The organism is Candidatus Paracaedimonas acanthamoebae, assembly GCA_017307065.1.
GTDB lineage: Bacteria > Pseudomonadota > Alphaproteobacteria > Caedimonadales > Caedimonadaceae > Paracaedimonas > Paracaedimonas acanthamoebae_A.
This window is the reverse complement of the sequence record JAFKGL010000010.1, coordinates 59,583-74,047: the sequence shown is the minus strand read 5'-3', so window position 1 is coordinate 74,047 and position 14,465 is coordinate 59,583. Positions and strand designations below refer to the sequence as shown.

The 14,465-nt window shown below is 39.0% G+C and carries 14 protein-coding genes and 1 tRNA gene; 4 read left to right on the top strand and 11 right to left on the bottom strand.

The annotated features are described in order from the left end of the window. Window positions 1–102: 102 nt before the first annotated feature. From J0H12_00445 to J0H12_00420, 6 genes are all read right to left on the bottom strand, one after another. Window positions 103–2,181: a sodium-translocating pyrophosphatase gene (locus tag J0H12_00445; protein ID MBN9412381.1), complete on the bottom strand. Its 2,079-nt coding sequence runs from the start codon at window positions 2,179–2,181 to the stop codon at window positions 103–105. A gap of 1,265 nt (window positions 2,182–3,446) precedes the next feature. Beyond that, entirely contained in the window at window positions 3,447–4,022 is a 576-nt protein-coding gene (locus J0H12_00440; GenBank protein ID MBN9412380.1) for a cytochrome c oxidase assembly protein, read from the bottom strand. Window positions 4,023–4,150: 128 nt separating this feature from the next. After that, window positions 4,151–5,059 carry a heme o synthase gene (locus tag J0H12_00435; protein MBN9412379.1) on the bottom strand — a complete coding sequence of 303 codons (909 nt, stop codon included), beginning with the start codon at window positions 5,057–5,059 and terminating at the stop codon, window positions 4,151–4,153. Window positions 5,060–5,062: 3 nt separating this feature from the next. Then, window positions 5,063–6,634 (bottom strand): cytochrome c oxidase subunit I, encoded by a 1,572-nt coding sequence (gene ctaD / locus J0H12_00430; protein ID MBN9412378.1) that lies wholly within the window; start codon window positions 6,632–6,634, stop codon window positions 5,063–5,065. Between the two features lie 24 nt (window positions 6,635–6,658). After that, window positions 6,659–7,405: a cytochrome c oxidase subunit II gene (gene coxB, locus J0H12_00425; protein MBN9412377.1), complete on the bottom strand. Its 747-nt coding sequence runs from the start codon at window positions 7,403–7,405 to the stop codon at window positions 6,659–6,661. 104 nt (window positions 7,406–7,509) lie between these two features. Continuing rightward, window positions 7,510–9,162 carry an EAL domain-containing protein gene (locus J0H12_00420; protein ID MBN9412376.1) on the bottom strand — a complete coding sequence of 551 codons (1,653 nt, stop codon included), beginning with the start codon at window positions 9,160–9,162 and terminating at the stop codon, window positions 7,510–7,512. 104 nt (window positions 9,163–9,266) lie between these two features. On the opposite strand from J0H12_00420, the gene radC reads away from it, so the two are divergent. Then, a complete protein-coding gene (gene radC / locus J0H12_00415; GenBank protein MBN9412375.1) occupies window positions 9,267–9,947 on the top strand; it encodes a DNA repair protein RadC in 681 nt (226 codons plus the stop codon). Here radC and J0H12_00410 read toward each other — a convergent pair. From J0H12_00410 to J0H12_00400, 3 genes are all read right to left on the bottom strand, one after another. Further along, a complete protein-coding gene (locus J0H12_00410; protein MBN9412374.1) occupies window positions 9,944–11,116 on the bottom strand; it encodes a coproporphyrinogen III oxidase in 1,173 nt (390 codons plus the stop codon). The genes radC and J0H12_00410 overlap by 4 nt on opposite strands. Then, complete coding sequence (rdgB, locus tag J0H12_00405) at window positions 11,113–11,709, bottom strand: RdgB/HAM1 family non-canonical purine NTP pyrophosphatase (protein MBN9412373.1); 597 nt, start codon at window positions 11,707–11,709, stop codon at window positions 11,113–11,115. The genes J0H12_00410 and rdgB overlap by 4 nt, the downstream gene beginning before the upstream one ends. Before the next feature lie 34 nt (window positions 11,710–11,743). Then, window positions 11,744–11,830: transfer RNA gene (locus J0H12_00400), tRNA-Leu, on the bottom strand. Window positions 11,831–12,012: 182 nt separating this feature from the next. On the opposite strand from J0H12_00400, the gene J0H12_00395 reads away from it, so the two are divergent. Genes J0H12_00395 through J0H12_00385 form a run of 3 tightly spaced genes read left to right on the top strand, consistent with a single transcriptional unit; the run spans window position 12,013 to window position 13,651 of the window. Then, a complete protein-coding gene (locus J0H12_00395) occupies window positions 12,013–12,567 on the top strand; it encodes a DedA family protein (GenBank protein ID MBN9412372.1) in 555 nt (184 codons plus the stop codon). Window positions 12,568–12,602: 35 nt separating this feature from the next. Continuing rightward, the gene (locus J0H12_00390; GenBank protein ID MBN9412371.1) at window positions 12,603–13,109 is read left to right on the top strand and encodes a disulfide bond formation protein B; all 507 of its coding nucleotides are present in this window, start codon (window positions 12,603–12,605) and stop codon (window positions 13,107–13,109) included. Further along, complete coding sequence (locus tag J0H12_00385) at window positions 13,106–13,651, top strand: demethoxyubiquinone hydroxylase family protein (GenBank protein MBN9412370.1); 546 nt, start codon at window positions 13,106–13,108, stop codon at window positions 13,649–13,651. The genes J0H12_00390 and J0H12_00385 overlap by 4 nt, the downstream gene beginning before the upstream one ends. A gap of 27 nt (window positions 13,652–13,678) precedes the next feature. Here J0H12_00385 and J0H12_00380 read toward each other — a convergent pair whose 3' ends face one another. Continuing rightward, window positions 13,679–14,239: a cob(I)yrinic acid a,c-diamide adenosyltransferase gene (locus tag J0H12_00380; protein MBN9412369.1), complete on the bottom strand. Its 561-nt coding sequence runs from the start codon at window positions 14,237–14,239 to the stop codon at window positions 13,679–13,681. After that, a complete protein-coding gene (locus J0H12_00375; GenBank protein MBN9412368.1) occupies window positions 14,239–14,442 on the bottom strand; it encodes a twin transmembrane helix small protein in 204 nt (67 codons plus the stop codon). The genes J0H12_00380 and J0H12_00375 overlap by 1 nt, the downstream gene beginning before the upstream one ends. Between the last annotated feature and the right edge of the window lie 23 nt (window positions 14,443–14,465).

Here is a 14,465-nt window from a genome sequence, read left to right as displayed (position 1 = left end):
TTAAGATTATAAATAAGGATTGATCAATAAAATAGAGAAATAAAAAAAAATCCCTAGGCACAAACCTAGGGATTTCAAGAGCTGAAAAAGATCAGGTCGTTCTTAGTGGTGAGCTAAGATCGCCAACAAGAGCAAGGCTACAATGTTTGTAATCTTGATCATTGGGTTGATTGCAGGCCCAGCTGTATCCTTATAAGGATCACCCACTGTATCACCTGTTACAGAAGCTTTATGAGCTTCAGACCCTTTTCCACCACAATTGCCATCTTCAATGTACTTTTTAGCATTATCCCATGCTCCACCACCGGAAGTCATAGAAATAGCGACAAAGAGACCCGTTACAATCGTCCCTAGCAACATCGCCCCTACAGCTGTGAAGGCAGATTCAGCATCGGCTGTTAAACGAACCACAGACCATAGTAAAGCAGGCGCCAATACAGGAAGGAGAGAAGGAACGATCATTTCTTTAATCGCCGTTTTGGTTAAAAGATCAACTGCACGACGATAATCTGGTTTTGCTTTTCCTGTCATAATCCCAGGAATTTCTTTGAATTGACGACGGACTTCAACAACGACTTGCGCACCAGCACGACCGACAGCCATCATCCCCATTGCCCCAAAAAGATAAGGCAATAAGCCACCAATGAATAGACCAATTACAACATACGGATCTTGAAGAACGAAGGCACAATTCAAGCCGGGGAAATAATGGTTTAAATCCTCAGTATAAGCAGAGAATAATACAAGCGCTGCAAGACCAGCAGATCCAATCGCGTATCCCTTAGTCACGGCTTTCGTTGTATTTCCAACAGCATCAAGAGCATCTGTTACCGTACGAACTTCTTTTGGAAGTTCAGACATTTCAGCAATACCACCCGCGTTATCCGTGATCGGACCATAGGCATCTAATGCAACAACCATTCCCGCCAAAGCCAACATTGCCGTTGCCGCAATTGCAATTCCATAAAGCCCCGCATTGGTGTAAGCGATAAGAATACCTGCAGAAATCACGAGCACTGGTAATGCACAAGATTCCATAGATACTGCAAGACCTTGAATAATATTGGTTGCATGGCCTGTTTGAGAAGCAGAAGCAATGCTTCGAACCGGACGATACGCTGTTGAGGTATAATACTCTGTGATCCACACAAGAAGACCAGTTACGGCAAGACCTGTGAAAGCACAAATCAAAAGCTTAGTTCCATCAACGACGAGGTCACCAATCATGAAAGTTTGCTCAAAGCCGACTAATTTTTGAGTTGCCAGCATAATAAAACCTGCTGATAAAAGCGTGCAAACGAAGAGCCCTTTATACAAAGCACCCATGATGTTTTGTTGCTTACCAAGCTTAACCGCAAAAGTTCCCAAAATAGAACCAACGATACAAACCGCCCCAATCAATAAAGGATATAGGATTAAGGTTTCGGCTATGTCTCCCTTAATGAAAATCGTGCCTAACACCATTGTCGCAACAATCGTGACCACATATGTTTCAAAAAGGTCAGCTGCCATTCCTGCACAGTCACCCACGTTATCACCCACGTTATCTGCGATAACAGCTGGATTTCGGGGATCATCCTCAGGGATTCCTGCCTCAATCTTACCAACCAAATCTGCGCCGACATCTGCCCCTTTGGTGAAGATACCCCCCCCTAAACGAGCAAAAATAGAAATGAGCGAAGCGCCAAAACTTAATGCAATCAAGGCTTCCATGATCGCACGTTGTTCATAATGACTATTCTTTAAGATCATGAAATAAAGAGTGATTCCGAGAAGTCCTAAACCAACAACCAACATCCCCGTAATTGCACCGCCTTTAAAAGCAATGTCTAACGCCGGTTGTAATCCAGATCTTGCAGCTTCAGCTGTTCTTACATTTGCACGAACGGAGACGTTCATTCCAATGTAACCCGCGATTCCAGAAAGTACCGCCCCCATAACAAAGCCCGCTCCGACGTGCCAACCAAGAACCCAAGATAATCCTGCGGCAACAACAAAACCAACCATTGCAATTGTTTTATATTGACGATTTAAGTAAGCAGCAGCTCCTTCTTGAATAGCAGCTGCAATCTCAATCATTCTGGCTGTTCCTTTGGGGGCTTTAAGAACTTGCGCCCCTGCATACAAGCCATAGAGCAAAGCTAAAAGCCCACACCCTAAAATAATATAATAGATTTCCATTATCCTCACTCTTTTGTTAAAAATTAAACGTGTTTCTCTTTAAGAGGTTGCCAGAATGTAGCTTAGCTTTCAACTATCTTCCAACAATTTTAGTCTTTTTTATTAAAAATTTTTAATTTTATGTCATGTACAAGTTTTTTAGAAAAAAGTCGTTAATAATGTCCTGATGTAGATGGGCTTGCAGATCATGAGATTTTAACTTTTTACGTCTAAACCTTTTCCTCCTTTCTTTATTCATTCTTATTTCCACTCAGTTCTCGCCCATAAGCTCAAAGCCCTCTTTTCTTTCATTATCCTCGGCCCTGTGCTTAGGATCTCAAGTAACCTTAAGATCTCCCCTATCCCCATTCGATGTTTTTCATCCTAAAGAGGGAGAGAGTCGCAAGAACAACAAAGGAGAAACCTGTAAGACCCTTTTTACTTCCTATCCATTTACGCCTTCATCATCCTTGCTCATTCTCCAGGATCCCAAATCTTTCCTGAGTGCACTCAGGAAAGGGTGAAATGCCCTTTCATAGAGAGAAAAGACCTTCTGTCGAAAAATCCAAAAATAAGTCTGTCTTTCCTTTTAATCCCCTCTTGCATGCTTTTGGGGTTTATCTCCCTTACTATGCCCCTCACATTCGCAAGGACAGCCAAAGTAGAGTTAATAAAAAAAGAAAAGGCCTCGTCTCAATTTTGAGATTTCTCGGCTTTCTTTCCTCTCAAGAATCTTTGATACAAAGATCAGAGATATTTCTTGAAAAGAAAGCCCTTCCTCTTGCTTTTTGGCTTTTCTCCTCACCATACCTTTCACGTATGCTGAGATCCTTTTGCCACCTAGTTACATCACCAGGTTGCCCGAGATCCCCGGGACAAGCCCGAGAATAACCTCCTGAATATCATCCTTCCTGACCTTTCCTTGTCTTTTCACGAGGCAAAGAGAAGGCATTCGCTCAAAAAGAGCGTTAAAAGGCTTACTTTCTTTAATAATTTAGGTTTTCATCCCTTTATTATTCTTCTTATTGGATGGGTTCAGAAACTGAGTAAAGGGTTTATGAAGAGAGGTCTTCTTTTCATAAGAAGGAATCATTTCTAACCATCTACTACCAGACTATCACAAAACGATACAAAATTCAAGCAAATTTGGTACAAGAATGAAAAAATTTAAGAGATTCGTCATGCTCTCAACTATCATAGTACTTGCACACTGCCGAGAAGCTGTCTCAACAGCAACCTAGGGAAGTTTGAACTATTGTTACGAAGGAGAGATGAAAATTATCCCTTTACGGTTTTTTATTAAGGCGGGGCAATCCTAAAATTTCAGGTAATTTAGGGTCTTTTGCCGCAAAAAAAGTATAAGAAAGGGTGATAGAAGTGAGATCTTTACAATGAGGATCTTCAGCGATTTTAGGATCAATATAAAATTGAACAGGAAGCTCGAGGGTCTGATGAGGTTCAAGCCTTTGTTCTTCAAAACAAAAACATTCTATTTTATTAAAATAAGGAGCAGCTTTATCAGGCGTTACATTATAGACAGCAATCCCAATAAGGGGTTCATCTGACGTATTTTGCACCTTATAATAAGCCAACCCCAAAGCCCCTGCTTTTACCGTTATTTTTGATTGTAAAGGCAAAAATTTCCATGGAAGTGACGTATTCATATCTGCATTAAAATGAATTGTTAAAGAATGTTCGATAACGCGATCAGCTCCTGCAAGAGCCACACGAGGAGTTCCTCCATATCCTGTTTTTTGACAAAAAATACGATAAAGAGGAACTGATGCAAAAGAGAGTACTGTCATCACAAAAAGAAGCATTAACAGAAAAATAACTGTGCGCTTATTGCGTTGAGATGTCATCTAGTGACCAAATTTAATGCGCACGATTGCTAATCCATAAAACAACCCCACAATCGAGATTAAAACTATCAATAAAGCTCTGTTCTTAGTACGTTGTTTTTTCTGTTGATTAGTCATTTTATACTGATTCATCGCCCTATCCCATGATCTAATACTAAAGCACTTAAAAGTAAAAAAAGATAAACTATAGAAAAAATAAAAAGCCGCATTGCATTCGTATTTTTCCCCTTAAAATAGAGCTTAAACGTAAAAAATAACCATCCTAGATTCAAGATTGTTATGAGAGATCCATAAATCCAACCATAGGGAGGAAACCAGAAAAAAAAGTAAGAAAAACTAATTAATAGAAATGAATAAATTAAGATTTGTTTTTTTGTTGCCTGTTCCCCAACTACATTAGGCAACATTGGAATATTCGCTTGTTTATAATCTTCAACTTTTGTAAGCGCTAAGGCCCAAAAATGAGGAGGAGTCCACAAGAAAATAATAAAGAATAATAGAACAGCTTCTGGGCTTATCGCGTTTGTTGCTGCAACCCATCCAATGAGAGGTGGAAAGGCTCCTGCAGCACCGCCAATAACAATATTATACGCCGTTGTTCTTTTGAGAATCATCGTATAAATAACCGCATAAAAAAAGATCGAAAAAGCCAATAAAGTGGCAGCAAAATAATTGGTCGAAAGCCCCATCAATATAATTGAAAAAATGGCTAATATCATTCCAAAGGCTAAAGCATCTTGAGGTGCTATGCGTCCTGCTGGAATAGGGCGACTTTGCGTTCTTTTCATAAGCGCATCAATATCCCGATCATACCACATGTTAAGAGCTCCAGAAGCGCCAGATCCTAAAGCAATTGCGAGTAAAACAAGCCCCTCTAAAAAAGGGTGTAAATCCCCTGGAGCAAGATAAATTCCAACCCAACCACTAAAAACAACAAGAGTCATCACACCTGGCTTAAGTAAGGTGATAAAGTCCTTAACTGTAGCTTCTGCAGAGTGGCTTGAGAAATAAGGAGTCGTTGTCGGGATAGAAACCATTGCCTACTTAACCGTTGGGAGTGTTTCAAATGTATGAAATGGCGGTGGTGAGCTAACCGTCCACTCTAAAGTTGTCGCTCCTTCTCCCCACGGATTTGCTTCAGCTTTTCTTCCCCGCCACAAAGCATAGAAAATGCTCCCTATAAAAAAGACTGTGGCAAAGGCTGTTATATAAGCCCCATAGGACGCAATTTTATTCCAGCCAGCATAAGCTGTTGGATAATCCGGAATACGCCTTGGCATCCCAGCTAAACCTAAAAAGTGCATGGGGAAAAATAACAAATTAACACCTACGAAAGTAAGCCAGAAATGGATTTTTCCTAAGGTTTCAGGAAATTCTTTCCCAAACATCTTGCCAAACCAATAATAGAATCCACAAAATATTCCAAATAGGGCTCCCATCGATAAAACATAATGAAAATGAGCAACCACATAGTATGTATCATGAAGCACAACATCAAGACCAGCATTTGAGAGGATAACACCTGTTAATCCTCCTAATGTAAAAACAAAAATAAACCCAACCGCAAACAGCATAGGAACCCGAAAAGTAATCGAGCCCCCCCACATCGTTGCTATCCAACTAAACACTTTAATTCCCGTTGGGACAGCAATAATCATCGTTGCAGCTGTAAAATAAGCCCGCGTATTGACATCAAGCCCCACCGTGAACATATGGTGAGCCCAAACCACGAAACCAATTAAACCTATTGATACCATTGCGTAAACCATGCCTAAATAACCAAATATGGGTTTTTTAGAAAATGTTGAAAGAACCTGACTAATGATGCCGAAAGCAGGCAAAATCATGATATAAACTTCAGGATGCCCGAAAAACCAAAAGAGATGTTGGAATAGAACTGGATCTCCTCCCCCTGCAGGGTCAAAAAACGTCGTTCCAAAATTTCGATCTGTAATTAACATTGTAATCCCGCCTGCCAAAACAGGGACAGACAACAACAATAAGAATGACGTCACAAGCATAGACCATACGAATAAAGGCATTTTATGAAGCGTCATCCCCGGCGCTCGCATATTAAAAATAGTGGTAATAAAATTGATGGCCCCCAGCAGTGATGAAGCCCCTGCGAGATGAAGAGCAAAAAGCATAAAATCTACAGAAGCATCCGAGTGCCCTAACAATGAACTCAGAGGCGGATACATTGTCCATCCTGTTCCAGCTCCAGAGCCAACAAAAACTGCCATAATTAACAGTATTAAGGACGGGACTAATAACCAAAAGCTTATATTATTTAAGCGGGGGAAAGCCATATCCGGCGCTCCGATCAACAAGGGAACAAACCAGTTGCCAAATCCACCTATCAAAGCTGGCATTACCATAAAAAAGATCATAAGTAACCCGTGAGCGGTAATAACAACGTTATAAAGTTGATAATTTCCCATAAAAACAGTCCCAGCCGGATGGGCAAGCTGAAGACGCATCAGAATGGATAAAAATGCGCCTAAAAAACCAGCTGCAATAGAAAATATAATGTAAAGTGTTCCTATATCTTTATGATTGGTGGAAAAAACCCATCGTTTCCATCCTTTAGGCCTATGCTCTAATTCATGCATAATGTATCACCTTACTCTTTGTATTTAGGCTGTAAATTTTTGTTTTGCTTCGCGCAGCCACTGTTCATATTCTTGCTTAGAAACCGCCCTAATCTTAATTGGCATAAAGGCGTGATTAACACCGCAAAGTTCAGAACATTGGCCATAATAAGTCCCGCTTTTTACAATACGCATCCAAGTTTCTCTTAGTCGACCAGGAATAGTATCCTGCTTGATTCCTAAAGCCGGCATCGCCCAGCTATGAAGAACATCTGCAGATGTCACCAGAATACGAATATTTGTTTCAATTGGAACAACAATTTCATGGTCGACTTCAAGTAGTCTTTGTTGCCCAGGCTTTAAGTCTGCATCTTGAATCATATAGCTATCAAAAGAGATTTTTGCTTCTGGGTATTCATAACTCCAATACCACTGATGTCCTGTAACCTTGAGAGTCATTTCAGGTTCATGAGTTCTATCCATAAAATAAAGTAACTTAAATGAAGGGAAAGCAATTCCTAAAAGAATAGCAGCAGGGACCAAAGTCCATACAACTTCCAAAATAGGGTTATGAGTTGTTTTGGAAGGAATTGGATTTTTTTTAGCGCGAAACTTCAATACGACATAAAGTAAGAGAAAAACAACGGCCAAGGCAATACATGCAATAACGATTAACAATGTATTATGAAGACTATGAATCTGTTGAGCTACAGGCGTCGCAGCTTCTTGTAAATTTATTTGCCATGGAAGAGGGGATTTAGCAAATAATCTACATGAGATAAACAAACTCATGAAAAAACCTAAGACTCGAATTGTTATGCTCCTTTATATTTTATGTTGCTTAGTATACCCAACTCTTTAAAAATTTATAGCAGAAATACAAGTAATTCCCTAGATTACGTCAATTTTTTTAATAACCAAGGCATGATAGAATCAGCCGCCATGGGCCGGGCGAAATAAAAGCCTTGTCCATAATCACATTTCAAATCTTTTAATTTTCTAAACTCAGCTTCGCTTTGTACCCCTTCTGCAACGACTTCAAGATTAAGTTCATGACCTAGTAGAATCGCATTCCGTACAATGGCTTCAGCACCCAAATTCTTAAGCATATTCCGCGTAAAAACTTGATCTATCTTTAAGACATCAAAGGGTAATTCTAAAAGATAATGAAGCGAAGATTGCCCTGTCCCAAAATCATCAATTGCTATTCGAACACCTATTTCCCGCAACGTATGAAGAACTTTTGCAACGTGTTGAAGATTATCTGTAAATGCCGTTTCTGTAATTTCAATTTCAAGGTTTTGTGCAGGAATTTTATATTTCCGAAGCGTTTCATGAATATGATCAATCATCATTGAATCTTGAAAATTTTTCATTGAAAAATTGATCGACAAACATACATCAAAACTTTCTCTCAACCAAAAAGCCAACTGCGAAATCGTTTGATCCAATAACCACTTAGTGAAAGGATTAATTAAGAGAGTTCCTTCAGCAAGAGGAATAAATTCTGCAGGAGAAATCATGCCTAATTCCGGATGGTGCCACCGAACAAGTGCCTCAAGTCTTTCAACTTGACCAGTTCCAAGATTAATTTGTGGTTGATAAAAAAGCTCCAATTCACCTAAAGAAATCGCAGAACTTAAATCGTGAATAATTTTAGCATTCCTTAAAAGTTGTGTTTCGTCTTCATTTTCAAAAGACGCTATTTCAGAATTATTTCGAATTGCTTTTTCAGCCGCAATACGTCCCCGATACAGAAAGTCAATAAAAGGTTCTTTGGGATTTTGAATTTCTGCAATCCCATAAAAAATATTTACAAAAACCGGAATGTCATTAATTGTGAAAACATTTCCGAGTTTATGTCGACATTTTGCAATTGTTTCTTTTGTTTTTTTTGTGTCTTGAAGTAAAAGAGCAAAAGTCCCTGTCTCTAAAGTTGCAATAATTCCTAGATCTTTAACAATGTTTTTAAGAGATTGTGAGATATTCTTAAATAACTGATCCATTTCATCTGGTTTTAGAATAGCTTCCAAGGACGCAAGCTCATGAATGCGCATAATCACTAAAGAAGATTTAATATCTTGTTTATGTATAAAATTTTGCTGCCATTCTTCTATTAACCCGCGACTATTCAATAACTGCGTAACAGAATCTGTGATCAAGCGCTTTTCAAGGTCTTGTAAATAAGTCTTAACTATTTTAGCCCCAATGCCAGAAAGCCCTCCGACTAAGAAAAAAAAGAGACTCCTTAATAGCCAAGATTGGGATGGTTGAGCTATCTCCAATGCAACGTCAAAAGGCATACTGGGACCCGCTAATAAGGAAGCAAGGAAAGCTGTAATAATTCCGCCACGCGCTGAGAAAATAATCCCAGATAAGATAATAGGAATATAAAATCCATGAACATAAGCAAATTTTGTACCTCCCATCGTATAGACAAGAAGATTGCTCATCATTAACAGGCCAAAAATAAAGCTTAAAGCCATGAGTTTTTTTAATCCTTTAGGATTTAAATAACTCTGAATCATTTTTCCTGTGTTTTGATTCAAGGCCCCCACCTTTTGATTTTTAAATGCCATTTTTAGCTTTATATTTTCGATTGTCGCTTTTTTGGTTAAGATAAAACAAGGAAAAAAATAAAAAGGAGGACTTCTTGGCACTCAAAGAGCATTACGAAGGTCATCGCGCGCGCCTTCGAGAACGATTCCTTAAAGCAGGAGGAGATGCTCTTGCTGATTATGAACTTTTAGAGCTCATTCTATACGCGGCTCATTCTCGTGGTGATGTCAAACCTCTCGCGAAAGAGCTTTTGGGAACCTTTAAAACGTTTCCTCAAGTCTTAAGCGCTGATATTCAGGATCTTTTGAAAGTAAAAGGGGTTGGGAATGCTGTCGTAGCAGCTCTTAAATCTGTTCACGTCTCTGTAGAAAGATGCCTTAAGGCTGAGATCTTGCAACGTCCTATTTTAAAATCTTGGCCGCAAATTGTAAATTATTGTGAAATAATGATGAGGGATCTTAAGTATGAACAACTAAGATTACTTTTCCTCGATCGCCAAAACAATCTAATTGCCGATGAGGTTCAGCAAAATGGAACTGTGGATCAAGCAACTATCTATACACGTGAGATTGTTAAAAGAGCTCTTGAATTAGGCGCCTCCGGACTGATTTTAGTGCATAATCATCCAAGTGGAGATCCAACACCTTCAAATGCAGACATTGAAGCAACCTTTCGTATTCGAGAAGCATCAGAACGACTTGGCATTAAAGTATTTGATCATATTATTGTTGGAAAAGGACAATGTCGTTCTTTGAGAAACGAACGAATGATTTAAAATATAGGGGCTAAATTTCTTAACAAAAATGTTAAAACCCCATTTAACTTTTGCAAACCCTCTGCAGTTAATTTGAAATTATCTTCATTCCATTTTATAAGGTTTTCTGCCCTTAAAATTTCAAGGGCAGAATTTTGGAATAATGTCTCGAATTCTCTTCCACCTGAAAGATCCTCAAGATCTTTCCGAGGGATTCCTTCTCGCAACCTAAGTCCCATCATGAGACGTTCGGTAAAAATATCTTCAACCGAAAGCTTAACTTTTTCATCGATACCATGCCCCTTTTCGACAACAGCTTTTATCCATACCTCAGGGGCACGAGTTTCTTTAAAAGAAAACTTCTCATTATCAAAAGTTAAACGTCCATGAGCCCCAGGGCCAACACCTACATAATCTTGCCCTTGCCAATAAACAAGATTATGACGTGATTCTTGCCCTGGACTTGCATGATTCGAAATTTCATATGCTGGCAATCCCGCTTTTTCCATCATTTCTTGTGTTGCTTCATAGAGATCTGCCGCTAAATAATCGTCCGGAACTGTAAAATCTTTACGTTGGTGAGCTGTATAAAAAGCCGTTCCTTGTTCAATTGTCAGCTGATAAAGAGACAAATGCCCTTGCGCTAAGGCCAAAGCCTCTTTCAACTCTTCTTGCCATTGTTTTACAGTTTGTTGAGGACGAGCATAGATCAAATCAAAAGAAAATCTCTCAAAGTTATTTCTTGCAATCGTCAAAGCCTTTAAAGCATCGTCACGACCATGCGTCCGACCCAAGAATTTTAAATCCTGATCTCTAAGAGCCTGAATACCGACAGAAACTCGATTAATCCCTGCATTTTTAAACTCTCGAAACTTATTGGCTTCAATTGAAGTTGGATTTGCTTCAAGCGTGATTTCAAGGTCGTCTTGCAACTGCCAATAATCAGAGAGCTTCTCCAACAAACTTGCGACCGTTTTAGGAGCCATCAAAGAAGGGGTTCCCCCACCAAAAAAAACACTCTTAAGCAACCGGCCTTTGGTTAAATTTCCAAAATAATTAAGCTCTTTTAAGAGAGTTTCTTGCCACAAGGATTCATTGATTTTTTCGCGGACATGACTATTAAAATCACAATAAGGACATTTTGAAAGACAGAAAGGCCAGTGAATATAAAGCGCAAGAGCTTGTGTCATTTAAAACAAGACTCTATCAGCTGCTGAAGCGCAAGAAAACGATGACTCACTTTATTTTTCTCTATTAACGGCATTTCAGCAACTGTTTGGTTACATCCTTCAGGAATAAAAATCGGATCATAACCATGTCCATGAATCCCTCGCGGCGGAAAAGTTAATCTTCCTCTCACTCTTCCTTCAAACACTTCTTGATGTCCATCTGGCCACAAAAGTACTTGGACACAATAAAAAGAAGCTTTCACATTTTTTTGTATTTCAGGATGGTTGGCCCATAGGTCAAACACCTTATCATAGCCTCCCAATGCTTTTGCATAAGGTGCCGTATCAACCCCAGGATTGCCATCTAAAGCTTCTACTTCCAAACCAGAATCATCACTCAAGGCAGGTAAACCCGTTTCAGTCACACATGCTCTAGCTTTTAAAAGAGCATTTTTGAGATAAGTTCCGCCGGTTTCTTCCGGTTCAACCAACCCTAAGGCTGCAGAAGAGGACAATTTTATATTAAAAGGAGAGAATAACTGAGTAATCTCCTCAATCTTTCCTTGATTATGACTTGCGATAACAAGTTGAGATTCTGTGAATTTCCTTGCCATTATGAGGCCTTAAAGAAAAAATAAGTTAAATAGATGGTGCCCCCGGGGAGACTCGAACTCCCACTTCCTTGCGGAAAGCAGATTTTGAGTCTGCCGCGTCTACCAATTCCACCACAGGGGCATGGCTCGCATCATAACCAAGTCTCACGATAGGTCAATACCTAGTTTAAGCGATTTTTTTGTTAATGTAATTTTTACATGCTCTTTTTCAAATCTTATTGCACCCCTTCCTTAACGATGCTAAGCAAGACTTTAAACTACTTTTTCAGGTTGCTAATGCTTCATAAACTCTATTACTGGATCATGAGTTTTGCTGGTCATCGCCATGCTTTATGGGTATTAGCGATCGTATCTTTTGCTGAGAGTTCTTTTTTCCCCATTCCACCTGATCCTCTTTACATGGCCATGATTTTGGGAAATCGTGAAAAAGCATGGTCGTTAGCCACTATCTGCACCTTAAGCTCTGTAATTGGTGGCATTCTCGGTTATTACATAGGATATGGTTTGTTCGAGACATTTGGGGCTTGGATTGTTGATGCTTATGGCCTTCAAGAAAGCTTCGTTCAATTACAACATAGTTTTCAAAAGTGGGGCTTTTGGATCGTTGCTCTAAAAGGCCTAACCCCAATTCCTTATAAAATAGTGACGATTACAAGTGGAGTTGCTGAACTTAATTTAGGCACCTTTATTTTAGCCTCGATTGTGGCACGAGGATTTCGTTTTTTTTCACTTGCCCTTCTATTGTGGCATTTTGGCCCCCACATCAAGAACTATATTGAAAAAAATCTTCTGCTAGTAACAATTGGGGGCTTTAGCATTTTAATTCTTGGATTTTTAGCGATTAAGTATTTATGGTAAATAGAATAACATCTTTATAAATCAATAAGTATCTCATGCGAAAAATAAATTGTCTTTCTTGGCTCCCTCTTTTTTTAACTCTTACTGCCTTTCTTGCCTTATCAAGTGGATTTGTCGCTGAGTATTTTTTTAAATTACGCCCCTGCTCATTATGCCTCTTTCAGCAATATATTTTTCTGGCTATTCTTATTATCGGATGTCTTTCAATATTTTTGCCTTTTTTGAAAAATTCCTCTCGAAAAGTATGTTTCCTGCTCGCTCTTTTATATATACTCAATGCGAATATTGCTTTTTATCACGTTGCCGTCGAACACCAATGGGTAGATCCCCCCTCTCAATGCCAACATAAAAAACTCTCCGGCAATTCTATTGAAGAAATGAGAGAACAGCTCTTAAATACTGAAACTGTTCGTTGCGATCAGGTTCAATGGTCTCTCTTTGGAATTTCCATGGCTGGATATAACGCCTTATATTGTCTTGGTTTAGGAATATTCACCTTTCACTTTTTGAGAAGACACAAAAAGAAGAAAGAATCTCAATGAAACGTCTCCTCCCTGGCATGCAAACTTCACAAGAACGTATTAAACAGATGATTCGCGTGAATCAAGCCGGTGAATATGGGGCTTTGCGTATTTATCAAGGCCAACTTGATGTTTTAAAAAATCATCCTTCTTCTTCTCTCATTCAAATCATGAAAGACCAAGAACAAGAACATCTTGAGACATTCAATCAACTCCTGACTGAGCGAAAGATAAAACCAACTTTTTTTACACCTTTATGGCATCTTGGGGGCTATGCTTTAGGAGCCTTAACAGCAAAATTAGGCGTAAAAGCCGCCATGGCTTGCACCGTCGCTGTCGAAGAAGTTATTGATCAGCATTATGCAACACAAGTAGAAGAACTTGAGAAGAAAAACTTAGAACCCGAGCTTTCGATCACAATTAAACGTTTCCGAGAAGATGAAATTTCCCATAAAGATCAAAGTTTAGAAGCCGGTGCTGCGGATGCACCCGGTTTTACGGTCTTACGCCATAGTATTAAAACGATCACTAGAGTGGCTATTTGGCTGTCGACAAGAATATAACGTGATTCTTTATACTATAGGTGAAGATTATCTATTTTCACCAGGATGCCACAAAACATCAGCATTCCCTTGATCATTCAAAATACGCGCTAAAACGAATAAATGATCAGACAGACGATTAAGATATATCCCAATTTTTGGATTAAGATCTTCCTTCTCTCCTAAGGCATAGATTATTCTTTCAGCTCGTCGAACAATTGTTCGAGCTACATGCAATGTAGCACTTGCAGAGCTTCCTCCCGGTAATACAAATGAATTTAAAGGCTTTAAAACTTCATTCATATGATCAATTTCACCCTCAAGGCGTTCGATTTGTTTATCCGTAATTCTTAAAGTAGGTTTTGATCGTCGATCGTGTGGTAAACATAAATCAGCCCCTAAATCAAAGAGATCATTTTGAATATGAGCTAATAGACGATCATCATTGCCTTGCGTATGGAGTCGAGCCATCCCTATTGCTGCATTTGCCTCATCAACAGCCCCAATAGCTTCGATTCTGATATCATATTTTTGTCGACGAGAACCATCTCCTAAGCCTGTGCTTCCCAAATCACCTGTTTTTGTATATATTTTAGTTAATTTGACCATTATCCGCTCTTTTTCTGAAACAAAAGAAGTAAGGCAAATAAGCATAAGGCCGCAAATTGCAAAAAGATTCTCCAGCGCATAAACTTGTTACTTTTTGAAGACGCACTTTTATCTTGCAAAAATAAAGTTGAGAGCCCGGCAATTAAAACAATAAAAGTTGCAATCAGCGCGGCAATGGTTAAATAAGAGAGAAAGGAATGCATTATTATTTAACTCCAAAAAATAA

Coding starts and splice junctions, on each gene's coding strand:
- rdgB (MBN9412373.1), bottom strand. CDS start 11,709: ATGGCAAGGAAATTCACAGAATCTCAACTTGTTATCGCAAGTCATAAT.
- J0H12_00445 (MBN9412381.1), bottom strand. CDS start 2,181: ATGGAAATCTATTATATTATTTTAGGGTGTGGGCTTTTAGCTTTGCTC.
- ctaD (MBN9412378.1), bottom strand. CDS start 6,634: ATGCATGAATTAGAGCATAGGCCTAAAGGATGGAAACGATGGGTTTTT.
- J0H12_00440 (MBN9412380.1), bottom strand. CDS start 4,022: ATGACATCTCAACGCAATAAGCGCACAGTTATTTTTCTGTTAATGCTT.
- J0H12_00395 (MBN9412372.1), top strand. CDS start 12,013: ATGAGTTTTGCTGGTCATCGCCATGCTTTATGGGTATTAGCGATCGTA.
- J0H12_00390 (MBN9412371.1), top strand. CDS start 12,603: ATGCGAAAAATAAATTGTCTTTCTTGGCTCCCTCTTTTTTTAACTCTT.
- coxB (MBN9412377.1), bottom strand. CDS start 7,405: ATGAGTTTGTTTATCTCATGTAGATTATTTGCTAAATCCCCTCTTCCA.
- J0H12_00380 (MBN9412369.1), bottom strand. CDS start 14,239: ATGGTCAAATTAACTAAAATATATACAAAAACAGGTGATTTGGGAAGC.
- J0H12_00435 (MBN9412379.1), bottom strand. CDS start 5,059: ATGGTTTCTATCCCGACAACGACTCCTTATTTCTCAAGCCACTCTGCA.
- J0H12_00375 (MBN9412368.1), bottom strand. CDS start 14,442: ATGCATTCCTTTCTCTCTTATTTAACCATTGCCGCGCTGATTGCAACT.
- J0H12_00410 (MBN9412374.1), bottom strand. CDS start 11,116: ATGACACAAGCTCTTGCGCTTTATATTCACTGGCCTTTCTGTCTTTCA.
- J0H12_00385 (MBN9412370.1), top strand. CDS start 13,106: ATGAAACGTCTCCTCCCTGGCATGCAAACTTCACAAGAACGTATTAAA.